General features: G+C 66.9%; 17 protein-coding genes. 9 read left to right on the forward strand and 8 right to left on the reverse strand.

The window, feature by feature from the left end; all coding sequences use genetic code 11:
- The first annotated feature begins 97 nt into the window (after positions 1-97).
- Positions 98-2,551 (forward strand): DNA topoisomerase (ATP-hydrolyzing) subunit A, encoded by a 2,454-nt coding sequence (gene gyrA, locus ACIQ51_RS06360; protein ID WP_396204182.1) that lies wholly within the window; start codon positions 98-100, stop codon positions 2,549-2,551.
- 10 nt (positions 2,552-2,561) lie between these two features.
- On the opposite strand, the gene ACIQ51_RS06365 is transcribed toward gyrA, so the two are convergent.
- The 5 genes from ACIQ51_RS06365 to ACIQ51_RS06385 form a co-directional block, all read right to left on the reverse strand.
- The gene (locus tag ACIQ51_RS06365) at positions 2,562-3,353 is read right to left on the reverse strand and encodes a sulfite exporter TauE/SafE family protein (protein ID WP_396204183.1); all 792 of its coding nucleotides are present in this window, start codon (positions 3,351-3,353) and stop codon (positions 2,562-2,564) included.
- Between the two features lie 75 nt (positions 3,354-3,428).
- Positions 3,429-3,797: a DUF423 domain-containing protein gene (locus ACIQ51_RS06370; RefSeq protein WP_396204184.1), complete on the reverse strand. Its 369-nt coding sequence runs from the start codon at positions 3,795-3,797 to the stop codon at positions 3,429-3,431.
- A 77-nt stretch (positions 3,798-3,874) separates the two neighbouring features.
- The gene (locus tag ACIQ51_RS06375; protein ID WP_396204185.1) at positions 3,875-6,064 is read right to left on the reverse strand and encodes a DPP IV N-terminal domain-containing protein; all 2,190 of its coding nucleotides are present in this window, start codon (positions 6,062-6,064) and stop codon (positions 3,875-3,877) included.
- 72 nt (positions 6,065-6,136) lie between these two features.
- Positions 6,137-7,756 (reverse strand): GMC oxidoreductase, encoded by a 1,620-nt coding sequence (locus tag ACIQ51_RS06380; RefSeq protein ID WP_396204186.1) that lies wholly within the window; start codon positions 7,754-7,756, stop codon positions 6,137-6,139.
- Positions 7,753-8,412, reverse strand: coding sequence for a gluconate 2-dehydrogenase subunit 3 family protein (locus ACIQ51_RS06385; RefSeq protein WP_396204187.1), 660 nt, complete (start codon positions 8,410-8,412; stop codon positions 7,753-7,755). The genes ACIQ51_RS06380 and ACIQ51_RS06385 overlap by 4 nt, the downstream gene beginning before the upstream one ends.
- 189 nt (positions 8,413-8,601) lie before the next feature.
- On the opposite strand from ACIQ51_RS06385, the gene ACIQ51_RS06390 reads away from it, so the two are divergent.
- On the forward strand, positions 8,602-9,033 hold the full coding sequence (locus ACIQ51_RS06390) for an OsmC family protein (RefSeq protein ID WP_396204188.1): 432 nt from the start codon (positions 8,602-8,604) through the stop codon (positions 9,031-9,033).
- A gap of 135 nt (positions 9,034-9,168) precedes the next feature.
- On the forward strand, positions 9,169-9,501 hold the full coding sequence (locus tag ACIQ51_RS06395) for an ArsR/SmtB family transcription factor (RefSeq protein ID WP_396204189.1): 333 nt from the start codon (positions 9,169-9,171) through the stop codon (positions 9,499-9,501).
- Between the two features lie 117 nt (positions 9,502-9,618).
- Here the strand turns inward: ACIQ51_RS06395 and ACIQ51_RS06400 are convergent, their stop codons facing one another.
- On the reverse strand, positions 9,619-10,701 hold the full coding sequence (locus ACIQ51_RS06400) for an alpha/beta hydrolase family protein (RefSeq protein ID WP_396204190.1): 1,083 nt from the start codon (positions 10,699-10,701) through the stop codon (positions 9,619-9,621).
- Between the two features lie 125 nt (positions 10,702-10,826).
- On the opposite strand from ACIQ51_RS06400, the gene ACIQ51_RS06405 reads away from it, so the two are divergent.
- From ACIQ51_RS06405 to ACIQ51_RS06415, 3 genes are all read left to right on the forward strand, one after another.
- Positions 10,827-12,311, forward strand: a complete 1,485-nt coding sequence (locus ACIQ51_RS06405; RefSeq protein WP_396204191.1) for a flavin-containing monooxygenase — start codon at positions 10,827-10,829, stop codon at positions 12,309-12,311.
- An 82-nt stretch (positions 12,312-12,393) separates the two neighbouring features.
- Positions 12,394-12,969 (forward strand): hypothetical protein, encoded by a 576-nt coding sequence (locus tag ACIQ51_RS06410; protein WP_396204192.1) that lies wholly within the window; start codon positions 12,394-12,396, stop codon positions 12,967-12,969.
- A 122-nt stretch (positions 12,970-13,091) separates the two neighbouring features.
- Positions 13,092-16,394: a WD40/YVTN/BNR-like repeat-containing protein gene (locus ACIQ51_RS06415; RefSeq protein ID WP_396204193.1), complete on the forward strand. Its 3,303-nt coding sequence runs from the start codon at positions 13,092-13,094 to the stop codon at positions 16,392-16,394.
- Positions 16,395-16,530: 136 nt separating this feature from the next.
- Here the strand turns inward: ACIQ51_RS06415 and ACIQ51_RS06420 are convergent, their stop codons facing one another.
- Entirely contained in the window at positions 16,531-17,643 is a 1,113-nt protein-coding gene (locus ACIQ51_RS06420) for an AP protein (protein WP_396204194.1), read from the reverse strand.
- Positions 17,640-18,410 carry a DUF1028 domain-containing protein gene (locus ACIQ51_RS06425; RefSeq protein ID WP_396204195.1) on the reverse strand — a complete coding sequence of 257 codons (771 nt, stop codon included), beginning with the start codon at positions 18,408-18,410 and terminating at the stop codon, positions 17,640-17,642. Before ACIQ51_RS06425 ends, ACIQ51_RS06420 begins: the two co-directional genes overlap by 4 nt.
- A 263-nt stretch (positions 18,411-18,673) precedes the next feature.
- Here ACIQ51_RS06425 and ACIQ51_RS06430 point away from each other — a divergent pair, with 263 nt between their 5' ends.
- The 3 genes from ACIQ51_RS06430 to ACIQ51_RS06440 all read left to right on the forward strand — a co-directional run bounded on the left by ACIQ51_RS06430 (position 18,674) and on the right by ACIQ51_RS06440 (position 20,956).
- Entirely contained in the window at positions 18,674-19,021 is a 348-nt protein-coding gene (locus ACIQ51_RS06430; protein ID WP_396204196.1) for a hypothetical protein, read from the forward strand.
- A 388-nt stretch (positions 19,022-19,409) separates the two neighbouring features.
- Entirely contained in the window at positions 19,410-20,507 is a 1,098-nt protein-coding gene (locus tag ACIQ51_RS06435) for an alpha/beta fold hydrolase (protein WP_396204197.1), read from the forward strand.
- Positions 20,508-20,521: 14 nt separating this feature from the next.
- The gene (locus ACIQ51_RS06440) at positions 20,522-20,956 is read left to right on the forward strand and encodes a DUF983 domain-containing protein (protein WP_396204198.1); all 435 of its coding nucleotides are present in this window, start codon (positions 20,522-20,524) and stop codon (positions 20,954-20,956) included.
- The last annotated feature ends 13 nt before the right edge of the window (positions 20,957-20,969 follow it).

Consider the following 20,969-nt stretch of genomic DNA (forward strand, 5'->3'; position numbering starts at 1 on the left):
TCGCGATAACGCTGCCGCCGATCGCTGATTAAGCTTCACCGCCACCCGTCGCGTGCCCACCCACCCGGCGGCAGCGGTGGTCCCTAAGTCCCCGACGATGCCTCCACGTACGCAGTCCGCTCCGCTTCCTACCCCGCGCCGTGAACGGGTGAAGCCGCGTGAAGTCAGTGAAGAGATGCGCGAATCGTTCATCAACTACTCGATGAGCGTGATCACCTCGCGTGCCCTCCCCGACGTCCGCGACGGTCTCAAGCCGGTCAATCGTCGAATTCTGTATGCGATGAACGAGCTGGGGCTCACCCCCACGCGGGCCTTCAAGAAGGCCGCGACAGTGGTCGGCGATGTGCTGGGCAAGTACCATCCGCACGGTGACAGCAGCGTGTACGACGCGCTCGTGCGCATGGTGCAGGACTTCTCGCTGCGCTATCCGCTGATCGAGGGGCAGGGCAACTTCGGCTCGATCGATGGCGATCCGGCCGCCGCCTATCGCTACACCGAGGCGCGCATGGCGGCGCCCGGGGTGGCACTGCTCGAAGGGATCGATCAGAACACGGTCAACTTCGTGCCCAACTTCGATGATCGGCTCGAGGAACCGTCCGTGCTGCCGGCGGCCATCCCGAATCTGCTGGTCAACGGCGTGAGCGGGATTGCCGTGGGCATGGCGACCAACATGCCGCCGCACAACCTGCGCGAAATCGGCAAGGCGATCGTGCGCGTGATCGAAGAGCCCACCGTGGACCTCGCGGAGCTACGCAAGATCGTGAAGGGGCCCGACTTTCCAACCGCTGGCCTCATCGTGGGTAAAGACGGCATCCGTCACTATATGGAGACGGGACGCGGGCGCCTGATCAACCGGGCGCGCATCGTGCTGGAGGCGAAGCCGGGGTCGTCGCGCACGCAGCTGGTCGTGACGGAGCTTCCCTTCCAGGCCAACAAGGCGCGCATCATCGAGCAGATCGCCGACTTGGTAAAGGAAGACAAGCTCGTGGGGATCAGCGCGCTGCGCGACGAATCGGATCGCGAGGGGCTGCGCGTGGTGATCGAACTGAAGCGCGACGCCGATCCGAAGACATTGTTGCCACGGCTCTACAAGCTCACGGGGCTCGAGGTCACCTTCGGCGTGATCAATCTCGCGCTCGTGCCGGAGAATGGCCGGCTGGTGCCGCGCGAGCTCGGACTGCGACCGCTGATCGATCATTTTGTGGCCCACCGCCACGAAGTCTTGGTGCGTCGCACCGAGTTCGAAAAGGAGAAGGCCGAAGCGCGGCTCCACGTGGTGGAGGGACTGCTCATCGCTGTCAACGACATCGACCGCGTGGTGCAGCTCATCAAGACCGCCAAGGATACCGATCAGGCGCACGCGCGTCTCCGCAAGACGTACGACCTCACCGAGATTCAGGCGGATGCCATTCTGGCGCTGCGACTCGCGCGCCTGACCGGTCTCGAAGTGACGGCACTGCGCACCGAAGCCAAGGAGCTCGCGGCGCGCAGCAAGGAACTGAAGGCGCTGTTGGCCTCGCAGGACAAGCGCATGGCCGCACTCGCCGACGAAGTGAACGCCATCGTGGATCGTTTCGGCGATGCACGGCGGACGGAGATTGTCACCGAGGAGGCGGCGTCCGACGTGGTCGAGACGGTCGCTGATGCCGAGGTGCTGGGCGTGGTCACCTTCGGCGGGCGCGTCTTGCAAGCGCCGTTGCCGTCGGGGCGTTCGCGCAAGGCCACCGGGCGGGCGGAGACGATTGACGAACTGCCGATGGTACGCGACCGCCTGCGGCTCTCGGAGCACGTGCTGGTGCTCTCGCGCGACGGACAGGCCTACAGTCTGCTCGGCGGTGAGCTGCCGCCAGCCGCTCGCAGTGGGCGCGGCACGGCGCTCAAGGAGCTGGTGGAGTGGCCCAAGCATGGCGCGCCGGTGCTTGGCGCGATCGTGCGTGACTTCGCGCATCCGCTGTTCGTGACTATGGCGACCGCCACCGGGCAAGTGAAGCGGACCGCCATCAGCGAGTTCCGCAATGCGCGGCTGGCGGGCATCCGCGCCATTCGTCTCGACAAAGGTGATCGCGTGGTGAGTGCGGCGATCACCACGGGGCAGGATGAACTCGTACTGGCCACGTCAGGCGGCCAGGCGATCCGCTTCCTCGAAAGTGACGTGCGCGACATGGGCCGCGACGCGGGCGGTGTGCGTGGCATTGCCCTGCGCGCCGGTGATCAGGTCGTGGGGATGGCCGTAGTCCACGGGGGGCAGGAGCTGTGCGCCGGCACGGTGCAGGGGTATGTGAAGCGCGTGGTGGTGGAGCAGCTGCCGTTGCAGGGCCGCGGTGGACAGGGGGTGCAGCTGATCAATCAGGCGGAACGGGTGGGCGCGGTCGCCGGCATCATGACCGTGGAGGAAGAGATGGTCCCCTGTTTCCTCACTGGGGCCGGCGCGGCGGTGAGTGTGGTGCTCGACGACATCCCCGTGGTGACGCGGATCAGCAAGGCCACGCGTCCGTCGGATTGGGCGGGCAGTACGTCGGCCGTCGCCCTCGTGAGTACGCCTGCCGACTAGGGCGGTGGGCTCAGCGTGACGTGAAGTACAGCCACACGGCGCTGCCGATGCCGATCGTCGACACGGCAGCGCGCACCCACGCCTGCGGCACCCGCTGCGCGAGCCCGGACATCGCATAGCCACCCACGCTCGAGCCGACGGCCATGACGAGGGCAATGGGCCAGTTCACGAGCCCCTTCACTGCAAAGGTTGCTGCGGCGATGCCGTTGAAGCAGATCCCGTTGAAGTTCTTGAGGCCATTCATGCGATGGATGTTCGTCATCCCCATGAGGCCGAAGGCCGCGAGCATCACGATGCCGGCGCCCGCACCAAAGTACCCGCCGTAGATCGCCACCACATACTGCAGGACCATCATCCCCTTGGTGGGTTCGATGGGCGTGGGGCCGTGCGGCGTTTCGGTCATGTAGCGGCGCAGCCATGCCATGACGCGCGCCTGGAAGGCAAAGAGCAGCGTGGCGCCGAACACGAGCCAGGGCACGATCGCGCGGAACTGCTCGTCACTGGTGGCCATGAGTAACACCGCCCCGGTGAGCCCTCCGAGCAGGCTCGGAATGGCCAGCTTCACGGCCCAGCGTTCGGCCCCGGCGAGCTCACGACGGTACCCCATCATGCTGGCGAACGACCCAGGCCAGAGCGCGACGGTGCTCGTGGCGTTCGCCGCCACCGGTGTCACCCCCAGCCCGAGCAGGGCCGGGAAGGTGAGCAGGGTGCCGCCGCCGGCGATGGCATTCACCATCCCGCTGATGGCGGAGACCGCGGCGATCGCCGCCAGCTGCGAGACGGATGGCTGAGAGAGGAGCATTGACGAACATTCGCCAAAACGTCTCCCCTACGTCACCCCATCGCGCCGATCAATTTCGCCAGCGCGTCGGCCGCGCTACAGGCTGCGCGACGCCAGTGCGAGGCACACCCATCCGGCGATGAAACAGACGCCGCCGATCGGCGTGATGGCGCCGAGCGCACGAATGCCCGTGAAGGTCATCGCGTAGAGCGAGCCGGAAAAGAGGACTGTCCCGCCGACAAAGAGCCAGCCGGCCGCGTGGCCCAGCGCGCCGGGAGTACGACCAACCACCCACGCCACCGCCAGCAGCGCCAGGGCATGGTACATCTGGTAGCGGGCGCCCGTCTCGAACACCTCGAGCAGGCGCGGCTCGACCCGGGCGCGCAGGGCGTGTGCACCGAAGGCGCCGGCCGCTACCGAGAGGCCGGCTGACAGGGCACCCATGAGGACGAAAAGTCTTTCCATGCCGAAAATCTACACGCGGAGCAACAGGGCGGTCCTGGGGGGGGGGCCGCCCTGTCCACCCAGCTGCGCTCCTCGCCTTACGTGGGGCCGATCTGATACTCCTTGGGCGGCGTGGCGCCGAGGAGATGCTGCACGAAGTAGTCCCACCGGCGGCGCATCATGTAGTTCGTGGCAGCACCGAAGCCGTGGGCTGCGTTGGGGATCATCAGCAGATCGAAGTCCTTGCCGGCCTTGATGAGGGCATCCACCACGAGGTAGGTGTTGTCAGGCGGCACATTGTCGTCGAGGGTGCCGTGTGCGAGCAGCAGCTTGCCCTTGAGGTTCTTCGCCAGCGTCTGGTTGGCTTCGACATCGTAGTTGTCGCCGTTGCTGCTCTTCACGAGCAGGCCGTGGTAGCGCTCGCCCCAGTCGTCTTCGTAGTTCCGGTTGTCGTGATTGCCCGATTCGGAGATGCCCACCTTGAAGAAGTCCGGGTAGCGGAACATCGCGCCGGCGGTGGCGAAACCACCGCCCGAGTGTCCCCAGATCCCGACGCGATCGAGGTCGATGAAGCGATAGCGCTCGGCCAGCTGCTTCATCCCCGCCACCTGATCGGGGAGCGTGTTGTCTCCAAGGCGCGCATAGTAGGCGTCGTGGAACGACTTGGAGCGCGTGGGATTGCCGGTGCCGTCGATCGCCACCACCACGAAGCCCAGCTCCGCGAGGGCCTGGTTGTCACGCGTGGCCGCGGCGAACTGCCGGCTGCCGACCGAACCGCCCTGTGGGCCCGGGTAGATGTAGTTCACGATCGGGTACTTTTTCGTGGAGTCGAGCGTGGTCGGCGTCCACATGAGACCATACAGATCCCACTTGCCATCGCGATCCTTCACGGTGATGCGCGTGGGCGGCTTCCATCCCGCCGCTACGAGCTTGCTGATGTTCCCCGTCTCGAGCGTGGCCACCAGCTTACCCGACTTCGCGTCGCGCAGCACGGCGGTCTGCGGCAGGTCGGGGCGCGACCAGCTGTCCACGAACTGCGCGCCATCGGGCGACAGGGACACGTTGTGGTCACCGTCTTCCGGCGTGAGCAACGTGAGTCCCTTGCCGTTCATCCCCACGCGATAGAGGTGCCGGAAGTAGGGATCGCGCCCCTTCTCCTTGCCGGCGGCGACGAACCAGATCGTACGGCTCTTCGGATCAATGCGTTCGATCGACAGCACGGTGCCCTCACCGGTCGTGATCTGCTGCTTGAGGGCGCCGGTGGTGAGATCGTAGAGGTAGAGCTGGCCCCAGTCGTCGCGCTCGGAGAACCAGAGCACTTCGTTGCTTGCGGGGAGCACGCGCCAGTTCTGATCGCCGTCACCGCTTTCGAACTGCGTCTTCACGTCCTCGCGGAGGACATCACGGACGTCCCCCGTGGCTGCATCGGCCACGCGGAGCGTGGCCACCTTGTGGTCGCGCGAATTGCTGAGGAAGGCGACCTTGGTGCCGTCCGGGTACCACTCAGTGTCGGCGAGCTTGCCGCCACAGGCGATGTGATCGCACACCGAACTGCGATGCTGGTCCGGCGGCATCCTGAAGCGCACGACCTTGGCCGCGGTCCCCGAGAGGTCGATCACCACGCGCTCGATCATCGTGATGGCGCTGTCACCGGGGAGCGGGTACTTCCACTGCAGCAGTTCGGGGTGTCCCACCTTGTAGCGCACGAGGTACATCTCCCCCGTCTTGCGCTGGTCCTGCTGGAAGGTGGCGATCTTCTTCGAGTCGGGAGACCAGAGCAGGATCGCACGATCGCTGTGCACCCAGCCGGCGTTGTCGGTGGCGTAGCCGTAATCCTTCACCCCGTCGGTGGTGACCGGCGTTTCCTGGTTGGAGGCCACATCGCGCACCCACAGGTTCCAGTCACGAATGAACGCGGCCTTGGTGCCGTCGGGGCTGAGCACTTCGGGGGGGCGTGTGCGAGTGCGTGCGGCGCCTTGCGGCGCTGCCGCTGCCGCCGGGGCCGCGGGGCAGGCGGCGGGCGTGGTGGCGCAGTTGGTCCTGGCACCCTTGGCATCGACCAGCATGAGCGGCTGCGTGCCGTCGGCCTGACGTACGCGGTAGGTGAACCGGCCGTCGGGGAGCCATGAGGGCTGCACCCCCGTATTGGACACGAGGGGCTGGGTGTTGAAGCCGAGGAACTTCTCGGCGCGCGCATAGTCGGCCGAGGTCAGGGCCCGCGGCTGGGCGGCGAGTGTCGCGAACGGCGCGGCGACCGCGAGGGCGGTCAGGAGGGCGGTACAGCGCATCGGCGAAATGGGGTAGAGGGAATGCAACCGGCGGAAGTTGGCGTCGCGTAACGGGACGGGAAAGCCCGCCCCTCAACTCGCGCGCGCGATCGCAGCCGCGGTGCGCAGGCCGACCGCGGTGAACGTGAGCGTGCCGTTGCAGCAGCTCGCCGTGGGCTGCGTGGGCGCACCGCCCACCCAGAGATTTTCATGCTCGTGGGCTCGACCGAAGGCATCCACCACGCTGGACAGGGGGTCCGTCCCCATGCGGCAGCCACCCGTGGGGTGTTCCTGCCCGAGGTCGTTCGCGCTGTTCTCCATGCGCAGGATCTCGCCATTGCCGGCCTTCGCCATGCGCCGGAACAGCTCCCGCAAGGACTCCTCCTGAAACGCCCGCAGCGCGGCGCTCTCCGGTGCGTCCTTGAACGCCACGCGCGGCATGGGATCTCCCCAGCGGTTGGTCCGCGACGTGTCGAGCGCCAACGCACTGTCCCGGTCGGGGAGCACGTCGTAGTAGCCACGCACGCGCGCCGTCGCGCCCTTCGCACGTCCCTGCCACTCCTTCAGCATGGCGTCGCCCAGTAGCAAGCCGCCCTGCTCATCGCGAAGGCGCGGTTCACGCCCCACGCTCGACTCCCAGATGCGCAGGTCGTGCCGCAGATACCGCGACAGCTTCCCGGGGCGCATGAACTGCTTCGATACCAGCGAGTGCTGCACGTTGATGCCCGGGAACAGCTCCATGGGAAGACGCAGGTACGCGTTCACATTGCGATGCCCCGCCAGATACTTGCCTACGAGTCCGCTGCGGTTGGCGAGCCCGTTGGGGAACGCGCTGCTCTTCGACAACAGCAGCAGATGTGGTGACCAAACAAAACCGGCGGCAAGTACGAACGCCCCAGCCCGGATCTCGAACGGCGCACCCGCGGCATCGGTGCGATTGCCGGTGGCGCGGGTAATGCGCCCGCTCTTCGGATCGGCCTCCAGTCGGCGCACCAGTGATTCGGTGAGCAGCGTGATCTTCTTTGCCGCCAGCAACGCGTCCCACGTGAAGTCCGGCGAGTACTTCGCCCCCGAGGGACACACGGGATAACAGGTGTCGCACCGCTGGCACTGCGCGCGCCCATCGTGCGGCACGGAGTTCTTGGCGCTTGGCGTGCTCCACGTGGCGATCCCCGCCGTGCTGGCCCACCCCTGCAATTGCGCCAAGTTGTAGTTGATGGGCAACGGCGGAAGTGGATACGGCTTGCCGCGCGGATCGAGCGCCAGCGGTCCCTGCTCGCCGGCCACGCCCATGCGCTCCTCGGCTTCCTGGTAGAACGGATCGAGCTCGTCGTACGTGAATGGCCAGTCGGATCCTACGCCGTACAGTGAGCGGAGCTGGAAGTCTTCGGGCGAATAGCGCGGAGAGACGCCGCCCCAGTGCATGGCGAGTCCACCCACGTGCATGCTGGGGGAGAAACCCCACGTCGTCCCCAGCGCGTTCTGGTCGTCCACATGATCGGACTTCCAGGGGCTCTCCCCGTAGGCGAGGAAGCGCTCGCGCGCCTGCGCCCGTTGTGTGAGGGGCGTGGTGGGCTTGCCCGCTTCCACCACGAGGATGGATTTCTTGGTGTGTTCCGACAGATGGGCTGCCATCAGTGCGGCCGTGATACCGCTGCCGATGATGCAGATGTCGGCTTCGTGGGTGGTGAGCGTGCCGGTGTGGATGATCATGTGGCAGCCCCCGTGGGGGCGAGAGGTAACGGTTTGCGGATGGCGTCGTTCAGCACCCGGCAGGAGGCCGGCGTCACCTTAGCACCGAGCGCGAGGTTCCATGCCGTGGGGGAGGCGCTCCAGTGCGCGAGCAGCGCGAGCGCCACATGCCCCGCGCCGAGTGGGGCCGGCAGACGGTCGCCGCGTTCGGTGCGCAGTACCGCATCGAGGAGCTCCTGCCGCCGCGCCACGGGCAGTTGAGTGAACGGGGTGCGTGTGGCTTTGCGCGCCAGCGTATCGAGCGCCTGGAGCTGCGCGCGCCAGGCCGGGGCTGGATCGGCCGGTAGGTAGCGGACATCGGCGTAGCCATAGCCGTGCATCTCCTCGGCCACGGGCTCATAGCCGTTCACCCAGGCAACGAAGGTGGTCGTTGCCTCACGGCGTCCTGCCGCGCCGAGCGATGCCGGCAGTACCGCTTCCGCCAGCGCCTCGAGGAGTGGCTGGTCCATGCCAAGCGTCCGCGTCGTCTCGGCGTCGTCGGGGGCCGGCGTGGCCGGATCCTTGACGGCGCAGGCGGCGGCCGAGCCGACCGTCACCGTGCCGACGGCAATCACACCCGCCGTCTTGAGGAACGTGCGGCGTGCTGATTCGCCGGTGCCGGAACCGTTGTCTGTCACGTGCTGCCGCCTCGCGATGGGGGTCTGCTGTTCGATAGACAGAAGTGACGTGCCGGACGGTCGAAGGGCAAGATTCCACCGCCCCCGCAACTTGCGGCGGGGCGACCGAACGGACAGCGTTCGGCACGGCAGCCGGGGCAAGCGGCGCACGTTTGGCCCTACACGGTTCGTCACATCCTCGAGGACTCCATGATTCGTACTGGTTCGGCCGTCTGGAACGGCACCATCAAGGAAGGCAACGGCACGCTTACCACCCCGAGCGGCGTACTCAAGGCTACGCCGTATTCGTTCACGCTGCGCTTCGAAAACGAATCGGGTCAGGACGGCACCAATCCAGAAGAGCTGATCGCGGCGGCGCATGCTGGTTGCTTCTCGATGGCCCTTTCCGGTCAGCTCACCCGCGCCGGCTTCACCCCGGAGTCGCTGGCGACGTCGGCGGCCGTGACGCTCGAGCAGAAAGATGGCGGGTTCGCCATCACCAAGGTCCACCTCACGCTCGACGCGAAGGTGCCGGGGATCACGTCCGAGCAGTTCCATGAGCTGGCCAATGCGGCCAAGGCCGGTTGCCCGGTGTCGAAGGTGCTGAACGCCGAGATCACGCTCACGGCCACCCTCGGCTGATCCCGATGCGGGTGCGGCAAGACGTGCGGGGCGCCATCCTGAGGGTGGCGCCCCGTCTTGGTGTTGTATATATTCGCAAATGCGTATGTGTGTACGTCTTGGCACGCGGTGGTGACGACTGGCGGCGGAGCGACGATGGCCAACAAGCGAATGGGTCCGGAACTGCTGGAGATGGTGGCCGAGCGCTTCAAGGCGCTCAGCGATCGCGCGCGATTGAGTCTGCTGCAGGAGCTGCGCGGGGGGCCTCGGGCCGTGAACGAGCTCGTTGAAGCCACGGGTATGGGGCAGGCCAACGTGTCGCGCCATCTTGCGCAGCTGTTCGCGAGCGGCCTGGTGGCCCGCGAGCGCGACGGCGTGTACGTGCGCTACGAACTCGCCGACAAGGATGTCCTCAAGTTGTGCGAGCTGGTGTGCGGGCGGATCGAGACGGAGCTGTTGGAGAAGCGCAAGGTCGTCGCCGGCCGCTGAGCGGTACGCCTCAATGCCAGAAACCCGAACCCGAGGCCCTACACTGATCAGTGTGGGGCCTCGGGTTCGGGTTTCGGTTATGGGGACGAGTGCCCGCCGGCTCTTACGAGCGGCGAGCTACTTCAGCGTCCGCTCGAAGAACGCCCACACCTTGGTCCAGGAGTCGATCTGCTCGGGCGAGTCTTCCCGCTCGAGCGTGGTGCGATTCACGCGGCGGCTGAAGGTGTGCCCCACGCTGGTGGGCCCCGGGGTGGGGTTCACGTAGATCTTGGTTTCCGCCAGCTGCGGCTTGCGGGCCACGAGCGCATCAACGAGAGGCCGCGCTTCCTCGAAGTTCACGTCTTCGTCGTTGGTGGCCACGTGCACCAGCAGCGGCGAGGCGAGGCTGTCCACCCAGTAGTAGGGCGACCGGCGCACGTACTCCGCTCGGTTCTCGTACGGCAGCCCCTTGAGCCCCGCCTGGGTGGCGAAGGAGCGCTGGTACGACGGCCCCTTGAAGGACAGGCGGAAGAGCAGGTTGGTGACGGGCACGATCGCGGCGCCCGACTTGAAGGGCGTTCCCTGCGCTTCACGCGTGAGCAGCAGTGCGGTGATGTACCCGCCGTGGCTCCACCCCATGACACCGAGGCGGTTGGGATTCACGTAGGGCAGGCCCTTCAGGACGTCAGCCGCGGACTCCACATCATCCACCTCCATGCCGCCGTAGTCGATGGCGTTGTGGTGCTCCTTGCCGAAACCCGTGGAGCCGCGGTAGTCGGGGGTAATGATGGCGTAGCCGCGTTCCACCGCCTCGCGGATGAAGGGCCAGTAGTTCTGGTCCATGTTGCCGTGCACCCCGCCGTGCACCCACACCATCGCCGCATGCTGCCGCGGGCCCTTCGGGGTGAGGGGCTCGAAGAGATAGGCGGGGATGGTCATGCCGCCCGCCTGACTCTTGTAGGTGATCTTCGAGAACTTGAGCACCCCCTTCGCGCGCGCGGCGAAGATGCTGTCGGTGCGCGCCTTGCCCGCCATCTGCTGCTCGTAGTTCGCGAGGGGATGGTCTTCGGGGCGGTTGCTCACGTAGAGCTGGCGAGCCCGGGCCGAGTCCATGGGGACGACCTGCCGCCGGGAGGGCGGCGCGTCATCCTGAGCCTGGGCGGTCCACGCGGTGGCTGCCATCAGCAGCGTGGCGGAAAGCAGGGGGCGAAGCTGAATCATCGTTGAAGAAGGTGCGGGACAGACAGCGCACCGCCGAAACCGCCGGCGGGGCAGGGAGCCACCCCCATAACGTACCACGGGGCGCTCGCGCTGGAGCTTCGCGTGCGGACCGCTACATTCGCCCCATGCACGATGTTCATGTGGCCATCATCGGCGCGGGGTTCACCGGCATCGGGGCCGCGATCCGCCTGCACCAGCACGGCATCACCGATGTGGTGCTGCTGGAGCGCGCCGACACGCCGGGGGGCACCTGGCGCGACAACCACTATCCCGGGTGCGCCTGCGACGTCCCGTCGCGCCTCTACTCGTTCTCCTTCGCGCAGAACCCGGGGTGGTCCCGGAAGTACTCGGGACAGGCGGAGATTCAGCGGTACCTCTGCGGCGTGGCCGACACGTATGGCATCACCCCGCGTATGCGGTTCGGCCACGCGATGCACTCCGCCCGCTGGAATGACCGCACACAACGCTGGCACATTGACACATCGGGGGGGACGTACTCGGCGCGCGTGCTGCTCCTGGCGACCGGGGCGCTGAGCGATCCGGCGTGGCCCGCCATTCCCGGGCGCGACGAGTTTGCCGGCCCCGCCTTTCACTCGGCCCAGTGGCGCCACGATGTGTCCCTCGCGGGCAAACGGGTGGCGGTGATCGGAACCGGTGCCTCCGCCATCCAGTTCGTGCCGGCCATTCAGCCGCAGGTGGGCGCCCTCACGGTCTTCCAGCGTACGCCGCCGTGGATCGTGCCTCGCCACGATCGCGCGGTATCCGCTTTCGCGCGGTTCCTCTTCCGTGCCGTGCCGGGGCTGCAGTCGTTCGTGCGCGGCGTGAGCTATGTCGCCCACGAACTCACCTTTCTCCCCTTCCGGTACCGGCGCATCCGTCAGGTCACCCGCCACCTCGCCCTGCGGCACCTCGCCGCACAGGTGGCCGATCCGGTGCTTCGCGCGCGTCTCACCCCGACGTACGACATGGGGTGTAAGCGGGTCCTCGTTTCGGACGACTTCTACCCGGCGCTGACGAAGCCCAACGTCCGTCTCGAGACGAGCGCCATCGAGCGGATCGTACCCAACGGCGTGCGCACACAGGATGGCACGGTGCACGAGGCCGATGTGCTGATCTTCGGTACCGGCTTCCGGCCTACTGACCCACCGCTTGCGCCGTTCGTGACCGGCCGTGACGGGAACACCCTGGCCGATGCCTGGCGGCACACACTCTCGGCGTACGCCAGCACCACCATCCACGGATTTCCCAATCTGTTCGTCATTCCGGGGCCCAATGCGGGGCTGGGGCACTCGTCGATGATCTACATGATCGAATCGCAGATTGCCCATCTGGTGGCGGCGCTCGATCACATGGCGCGCCGCGCGATCGGTGCGCTTGAACCGACCCGCGACGCACAGCATGCGTGGACGCGCGAGGTGGACGCACGCATGCAGCACATGGTGTGGGTGGAAGGCGGGTGCGCCAGCTGGTATCTCGATCGCGGTGGGCGCAACAGCACCCTGTGGCCGGGTTTCACGTTCGCGTTTCGGCGTGCGGTGACACACTTTCGGCCCGAGCATTATCACGGCGTGCCCGTGACATCCGCCGCCACGTCGCCCATCGTGTCGTAACCCGCGCTGTTTCAACCCCCACGCCGCCGTATGGCGCTCCGGCATGGGCCGTAGCGGCCAGCTTCTCCTTCCTTCGATGCTCATGCGACCGCTCACTCTCGTTGCCGCCATGACCCTCGCGCTCTGTCTGGGCCAGGCGCCGCTTGCCGCCCAGGCGCTCGCCCACACGCACGGCGCAACCGATACGCGCATGCCCACGGAGGGGGGACAGGCCGCCTTTGCGGCCATCGCGGGGGTCGTGAAGATCCTCGAGGCGGATCCATCCACCGACTGGTCGAAGGTCAATCTCGAGCGGCTACGACTGCACCTGCGTGACATGGACCTCGTGGCCCTGCGCAGTGCCGTCACCGCCTCGCCCGTGGTCGGAGGCGCCACCTTCGTGGTGCGCGGCACCGGGGAGACGGTTGCCGCCATCAAGCGGATGACGGCGGCGCATGCGAGCATGGTCGAGATGATGGGCGGACCCCGCATGGCGCGGACCGAACTGCCCGACGGCGTGCGTCTCGTGGTCACCGCGCGCGACTCGGGGTCGGAGGCGGCTATCGCGCGCATCCGCGGGCTCGGGTTCATCGGGCTGATGGCCAGCGGCGACCATCACCCCATGCACCACCTCATGCTGGCCCGCGGCGAGGCAATGGCCGACCACGGCCACCGCTGAACGGGGCGCGCCCGAGACGCCGGCTCGTCCCGTATCTCGGGGCAACGCCGGTGCGTGCGATCGCGTAGACTTGAGTTGGCCGGGGCCGCGGTGGCGCCGGCTCCCCTCGTGACTCGATCCATATGTCCCGACCCTCCCCGCGCTCGAGGTCCGCTCTGGGCCGCCCGGGCCGCCTTGCCAGCGGACTGCTTGCGTCGCTCGCGTCCGCGTCGCTCGCCGTCGCGCCCAGCCTTCTCGCCCAGGGGCTTCCGGCCGACTCTCTGCTGGTCCGGCCGCTCACCTTCCGCAACATCGGCCCCGCGTCGATGAGCGGTCGCATCACCGACATCGCAGTGGTCGAGGCCCCGCGCGCCGTGCGCGGCGGACGCCTCGGCACGGTGATGTACGTGGCGGTCGCGACGGGTGGCATCTGGAAGACCACCAACGCCGGGCTCACTTGGACCCCCGTGTCCGATTCCATCGGCGTGGGTTCGATCGGGGCCGTCGCGGTGGCCCCGTCGAATGGCGACGTGGTGTGGGTGGGCTCGGGCGAGTCCAACAACATGCGCAGTTCGTCGTACGGTATCGGTGTGTTCAAGAGCACCGACGGCGGCAAGTCGTGGTCGAAGCCCATGCTCCCCACGTCGCAGCACATCGGGCGCATCGTGATCGATCCGCGCGATCCCGATATCGTGTACGTGGCGGCCATGGGCCCGCTCTGGGCCCCGGGTGGTGACCGTGGCGTGTTCAAGACCACCGACGGTGGCAAGACGTGGACGAACACGAAGAGCCTGTCCGAGCATACGGGCTTCACCGAACTGGTGATGGACCCGAACAACCCGGATATCCTGTACGCCGCGTCGTATCAGCGGGAGCGTCGCGCCTATGGGTTCCTGCCCAGCGGTCCCGAGAGCGGCATCTGGAAGACCATCGACGCCGGCAAGACATGGACGCGGCTCACGCAGGGCCTGCCGAGCGGTGACGCGGGCCGCATCGGGTTGTCGGTGTGCCGCTCGCGCCCCAATACGCTCTACGCCAGCGTACATGCAAAGGGCACGGCCAACGGGTTCTATCGCACGGACGATGCCGGTGCCACGTGGAAGCAGGTGGATCGCAGCAACGGCACGGCGTGGTACTACTCGCAGGTGCGGTGCGATCCTACCGACGCCGAGCATGTGGTGCGCCTCAACGTGGGCAGCACCGAATCGTACGACGGCGGCAAGACGTGGCGTCCGTATGCAGGCGGCGGTGGCGTGCACAGCGATCATCACGCGCTCTGGATTAACCCGGAGGACCCCGATCACCACGTGATGGGGAACGACGGCGGCATGGACATCACGTACGATCGTGGCCGCACCTGGTATAACGTGGAGAACATCGTGGGCGCGCAGTTCTACGCCATCTCCGTGGATGATCAGTGGCCCTTCTACCACGTGTACGGCGGCTTGCAGGACAACCAGACGTGGGGTGGCCCCAATCGCACGCGCAACAGCTTCGGCCCCACCAATGCCGACTGGGCGCGTATGGCCGGTGGCGACGGTTTCTTCAATGTGGCCGACCACTTCAATCCGAACGTGGTGTACGCCGAATCGCAGAACGGCGGCATCGTGCGCTACAATGCGCGCACCGGACAGACCAAGGGGATCAAGCCGCCCCAGCGTGACGGTGAGAAGCACCGCTACAACTGGAGCGCGCCGATCGTTCCGTCGCGCCACTCGGGTGGCACGGTGTACTTCGCCGCCAATCATCTGTTCAAGAGCACCGATCGCGGCGACGCGTGGAAGACGATCAGCCCCGATCTCACGCGCAACCTGAATCGCAACCAGCTGCCCATGCGCGGCAGTGTCCCCCCGCGGGATGCACTGGGTCTGCACGAGGGCACGGCGGCGTTCGGCAACATCAGTGCCGTTTCGGAATCTCCGCGACGCGCCGGCGTCCTCGCTGTGGGCACCGACGATGGGGTGATCGCCGTAACGCGGAACGACGGCGGTAGCTGGACGCGCGTGACGAGCTTCCCCGGGGTACCTGACACGACGTACGTGAGCGGTGTCCAGCTGTCGAAACACGCCGACGGCGTAGTGTACGCGACCTTCGACGGACATCGCAGCAACGACATGAAGCCGTACGTGTACAAGAGCACCGACTTCGGTCGTACCTGGACGAGCATTACCGGCAATCTCCCGGCAATGGGCTCGGTGCAGGTCGTCCGCGAGCATCATCGTCAGCCCAACCTGCTGTTCGTGGGGACGGAATTCGGGGTGTTTTTCACGGTGGACGGCGGCACCACCTGGACGCCGATCCGCAGTGGCATGCCTGCCGGTGTCCCGGTGTGGGATCTGCACATCCAGGAGCGCTGGAACGATCTCGTGGTGGGGACGCACGGACGTGGCGTGTACATCCTCGATGATCTCTCGCCGCTCGAACACCTCGCCGAAGCGCGCACGGCGCAGGCGGCGTATCTGTTCCCGGCTCGTACGGAGCTCGCCTTCCAGCTCGACAACAGCCGCATCAGCGGCATGGGGTCCACCGGCTTCACCGGGCAGAACCCCGAGCACGGTGTGCGTCTTGCCTACCTGATCAACAGCGTGTCCGCTGACGCGAAGGGCAAGCTGGAGATCGTCGATGCCGGTGGCCGCGTGGTGCGCGAGCTGCCGGTCAACACCAAGCCCGGTCTCTATCGCCCGGTGTGGGATATGCGGGTGGGCGCGCCGCTCACGGGGGCCGCTGCGGCGGCGCCGGCCGGCGGTCGCGGGCAGGGTGGTGGGTTCGGAGGCGGCTTTGGTGGCTTCGGCGGTGGCAACCGCTCGTACCCCGCGGTGCCGGGCAACTACACCGCGCGTCTCACGATCACGCCAGCGAGCGGCGCGGCGACGGTGCTCACACGCCGCTTCACGTTGCTCCCCGACCCCGAGCAGACCATGTCGGGTGGCGAACTGCGATCACTCGACACCTTCCGGCTCGAGGTGATCACCTTCCAGCGCAAGGTGACGGAGGTGCAGAACAGCGCGGACAGCACCATCCGCTCCTTCGCGTCGCTGAAGCAGGTGGCCACGAAGGACAGTGCCAAGCTCACGCCGGCGCTCAAGGACCAGCTGGCGTCGATCGATAAGGTACTGAGCGGCTTCACGCGCGAGATCGGTGCTACGCCGGCCGCACGCGCGGCGCAATTCCAGGCGCGCAGCGCCGGGGCGACGCCGCCGGAGCTCGACATGGAAGACGAGAACCGCGGGGCAAGCGGCGCTCCCGACATGTCGTTCAGTGGCCGACTCGGCACACTCAACTCGGTGGTGAGCGCCAGCTTCCCCGTGAGCGCGGCGCAGCGCTCGCTGCTCGGACAGTTGCGCCGAGAACTCACGTCGCAGGCGGCCGAGGTGGCGAAGGTGAAGGCCACGTCGCTGCCGGCGCTCACGAGCGCACTCAAGGTCGCTGGCATCGCGGTGCCGTAACGGCGGAACAGCTCGTCGAGGTACACGGAGGGCGGAGGACACGGGGAACGGCCCGTGCCCTCCGCCCTCGTCGCTTTTCTGTTCCCCGTATCTCCGTTTCCCCGTGCCCCCCGACGAGCGGTTACCCCCGCGACACTCAGCGAAACACCGGCAATGCCGGCGCCGCACGCGACTCGGCCGCCCGCCAGTCACGCCCCAGCAGCGCGGCGATCGTGGCCGCCATCTGCGCCTGCTGCGTGGGCGTGCCGGCGCGCACACCGAGGGCCGGCGTGTCGGGGCCGATGACGGCGCTCCAGATGTACTGCGCGCCTTCCACATCCTCGCCATGGTCGGTCCACTTGGGGCCACGGCCGCGACCGTGATCGGTGGTCACGATCAGCGTGACCTTGTCACGGGTGCGCGGGTCACGCTGCCATCCGTTCCACAGCTCGGCGAGATAGCGGTCCACCTGCTTCGCACTGCGGAGATACATGTCGTAGCGGCCACTGTGCGCGTATTCATCGGTCTCGCCGTAGCCCACGAACAGCACGCGCGGAAGTTCCGCGCGGGTGCCGAGCCGCAGTGCCTGCTGCATGAGCGCGTCGAAGGCCACATCGGGCCACAGTCTGGTGTGGTCGGCATACAGTGTGCGCAGCAGCGACGTCGTGGCGTCCGCACCAGGCGGTACGCCCTTGTCCCATCCATCGTACACGGGCACGCCGCTGCGATCCGCGTTGATGATCCGCCGGAACACGTTCCACGTGCCGTACGCCTGCACCTTGCCCGCGAACGCCTGCTGACGGTTCAGCCACTCGAACACCGTCGTGTTGGGGTTGGAACCGTAGCCGTTGCTGTCGATGCGCGGATCGAAGAAGCCGGTGAACGTTTCGCTGTAGCCCGGATAGGAGAACCGGAAGCGGTTCACGATCTGCGCCACGCTGCCACTGGCACTGTCACCGAACAGTTGCCCCTGCTTCGCCACCGTGCCCCAGAGAAACGGCAGCAGGGTCTCGCGTCGAGCCTGCGGCGTGTCGCGCCAGAAATCGCGTCGCAGTGACGCCGTGTCGTTCACGTACCGGCGCTGCATGAGCGAGGCGTCGGCCCCACGAAAGACCTCCTGCCAGCGGAGCCCGTCGGTGATGACGAGTACCACGTGCTGGGTGGCCGTGTTCGTGGGGAGCGGCTGCGTGGACTGGGCATGCGCCGTCCCTCCGCCGAGTGCTGCAACGGCAAGAGCCAGGTGACGCGCGCGACGCGCGTAGTGCATCATCGGCGTGGCCGCCGCTGCGTGGCGGCCTTCTCCACAAGACGCCGGAGTTCCTTGATCGGCTCCGGATTGTCGTCCACCTGCAAGCGCATCACCACATCGTTGTGCAGCCACACGCCGCCGTCCTTCTTCACGATCAGGATGGCGGCACTCTGCATGCCGCGCTTGTCGCCACCCGCAGCCTGTCCGGCTTCGAGTGCTGCGAGCAGGCGGAATGACAGATGCCCCGGCGTGTCCTCGAACGCCTTCACCATCGCGGTGACCACGTCGGGGCCGGCCAGGATGTTGCCCTGCGCGGTGCAGAATTTCCCTTGCGTGTCACCGGCCCAGTCGCTGGCCTTGGGGCCGGTGTAGGCGGCCACGTTGCCCTGCGCATCAATCACAGCGAACTGACGGCCGTACTTGGTCCAGTCCTGCGGCCGCGGATCGGGATCGCTCTCCCACACCTTCTTGATCACATCGGCGGGCTTCATGCCACCGCGCAACAGGGCGATCGCCTGCGGCCCGTAGCTCACATCCACGATCGCCTGCGTGGCGGCCACACCCACACCAGCCTCGGCCCACAGCACGCCGTTACCCACGGAAAACACGCGGCTCTGGACCGCGCCGCCCACTTCACCGGTCGTCGGGTCGTAGCCAAGAATGGAGAAGGTGGCTACCGGCGGCCACGGTGCCGGCGGCATGGTCGAGAAGTTCTTGTCAGCCGTCTGGGCTGAGAGGGCCGGCGCGAGGGCGAGGCCGGCGAGCAGGACGAGGAGGGGTAGGCGCATAAGGCAAATCTGCAGACGAAGCGCGTCGGTCGCAGCTTTCCCGATGAGCTTTCCCGTAATCCTGAGCGTGTGAACGCCCTCGCGCGTAGCATTCTCATCCCCTCTGCACTCACGGAGCATTCATGAAGCACTGGCGCATCTCCGCCATCGCTTTCGCATTGCTGGCCTTGCCCGCTGCCGCACACGCGCAGCAGGCCGTCGACGTCGAATACACGGCCAAGATCAAGGAATAACTGCAGGACCCACGCATCACGACGGAGCTGGTGGACCATTTGCCCGCGTCGGCCACGGTGCCTACCCCGCTCAAGTTCCACGGGCGGATCGTGGGGACGCCGGGCGAGCTCACCAATGCAAAGGACATCCACCGGTATTTCGAGGCCCTCGCCAATGCGTCGCCGCGCGCCAGATACTGGACCATCGGCAAGGCCGAGGAAGGGCGCGATATGGTCGTGCTGGCGATCGCCGATTCGGCCACGATCGCCAATCTCGACAAGTACAAGGGGGACATCGCCGCGCTCACCGACCCGCGCAAGACCAGCGAGGCGGACGCGAAGCGCTGCAGAACCGGGCACCGCTCGTCGATGCGCCGCTCGGCAAGGGGCACGTGGTGATATTCGTCATCCGCCTGTTCTGGCGCTGGCAGACGCAGGGCACCTACTTCCTCGGCTTCAACACGATCCTCAACTGGAACGATCTGGACGCCGGAAAGTGACGCCGTAGCATGATGGCAGCGCCGTGAGGCAGCGAGACACGCCGCGGCCGGTTCCCTCAAGGAACCGGCCGCTTGGCATGGAGCGCCTCACTCGGGCGCCCCACTCGGGCGCCTCAGGCGCTGTTTCTCGCGTGGGGCCCGATGGCTGGCCTTAGCCGTAGTGCCATAGGCCAAACGTGGCCGCTGCAACACGGACAACGAATGCAATGAGGGAAAATGCTGGCATCTTTTTCTGCCGGGCGCATCGCCGGTCGTGTCGTCGGGGTGCGCATGCGGTAACTTGCGGTATGCACACTCCCCGTCTGATGCCGAGAATCCTCGCCGCGGCGCTCGTTGCCATTGGGCTCGCCACGACGGCGCGTGCCCAGACCACCTGGGCCCGGGCCGGCACGCAGGGCGACTTCGTCGTCCGGAACTTCCGCTTTGCTACCGGTGAGACGCTGCCGGAGCTGCGCCTGCACTACACCACGCTCGGCACCCCGCAGCGCGATGCGCAGGGCACCGTTCGCAACGCCGTGATGATTCTGCATGGGACCGGCGGGTCGGGGCGGGGCTTTCTGTCGCCCAGCTACGCCGGTGAGCTGTTTGGGCCAGGGAAGCTGCTCGACAGCAGCAAGTACTACATCATCCTCCCGGACAACATCGGGCATGGGGGCTCGAGCAAGCCCAGCGACGGCCTGCGCGCGGCGTTTCCCCGCTACACGTACGACGATATGGTCGCGGCTCAGCACCGCCTGCTGACCGAGCGGCTCGGAGTGAACCACCTGCGGCTGATCATGGGCACGTCCATGGGCTGCATGCATGGCTGGGTGTGGGGTTACACGTACCCCACGTTCATGGACGGCCTTGCGCCGTTCGCGTGTGTCCCCGCGCAGATCGCCGGGCGGAATCGCATGATCCGCACGATGGCGATGGACGCTATCCGCAACGATCCCGCGTGGATGCAGGGCAAGTACGTGGCGCAGCCCCCGGGCCTGCGCGCGGCGCAGATGATGCTGTACATCATGTCGAGTGCGCCGCTGGTGCAGCAGACGCAGGCGCCCACACGCGACAAGGCCGACTCCGTGATCCGTGCCTATCTCGACGCCCGCATGGCCAGTACCGACGCCAACGATTTCCTCTACCAGTTCGATTCGTCGCGCGACTATGATCCGTCGTCGCGTCTCGCGCAGATCGGTGCGCCGGCGCTGTTCATCAATTCGGCCGATGATCAGGTCAATCCGCCGGAGCTGGGACTGGCGGAGCGCCTGGCGGCGCAGATGTCCCGGACCCGTTTCATCCTGCTGCCCATTACCGCGGAGACCCGCGGCCACGGCACGCATTCGCTCCCGCGCGTGTGGGGAACGTACCTCGCCGAGTTTCTGGCGTCGCTGCCGCAGCGATGAGCCGGAGTCTCGCGATGGAGCTGCCACGTGCCACGGTCACGCAACTCCTGACGAGAGCGCTACGGCTGGGGTGTCCGCATTGCGGTGGTGGGCAGATCTTCAAGAGTTTCTTTCACCTGAAGACCAACTGCCCAACCTGTGGGCTGCGCCTCGAGCGTGGTGAGACGGACTACTTCGTCGGCGCGTACATGTTCAATCTGATCGCCGTCGAACTGATTCTGTTCTTCGGCGTCTGCGGATTCGTGTTCCTTACCTGGCCCAATCCGCCCTGGGACATGATCACCTATGTCACGGGGGGGCTTATGCTGGCGGGATGCATCGTGTGCTACCCCTTTGCCAAGACCACCTGGCTGGCGGTGGATCTGGCCATCCGCCCGCTCACCCCGGAAGAACTGCAGTGGCACCATGAGGGTGGCGAGTTCGGCGACCGGGAACTCCCACACCTGTAGCCGGCATGGCGTC

It is taken from the genome of Gemmatimonas sp., from assembly GCF_044344655.1.
Classification (GTDB): Bacteria; Gemmatimonadota; Gemmatimonadetes; order Gemmatimonadales; family Gemmatimonadaceae; genus Gemmatimonas.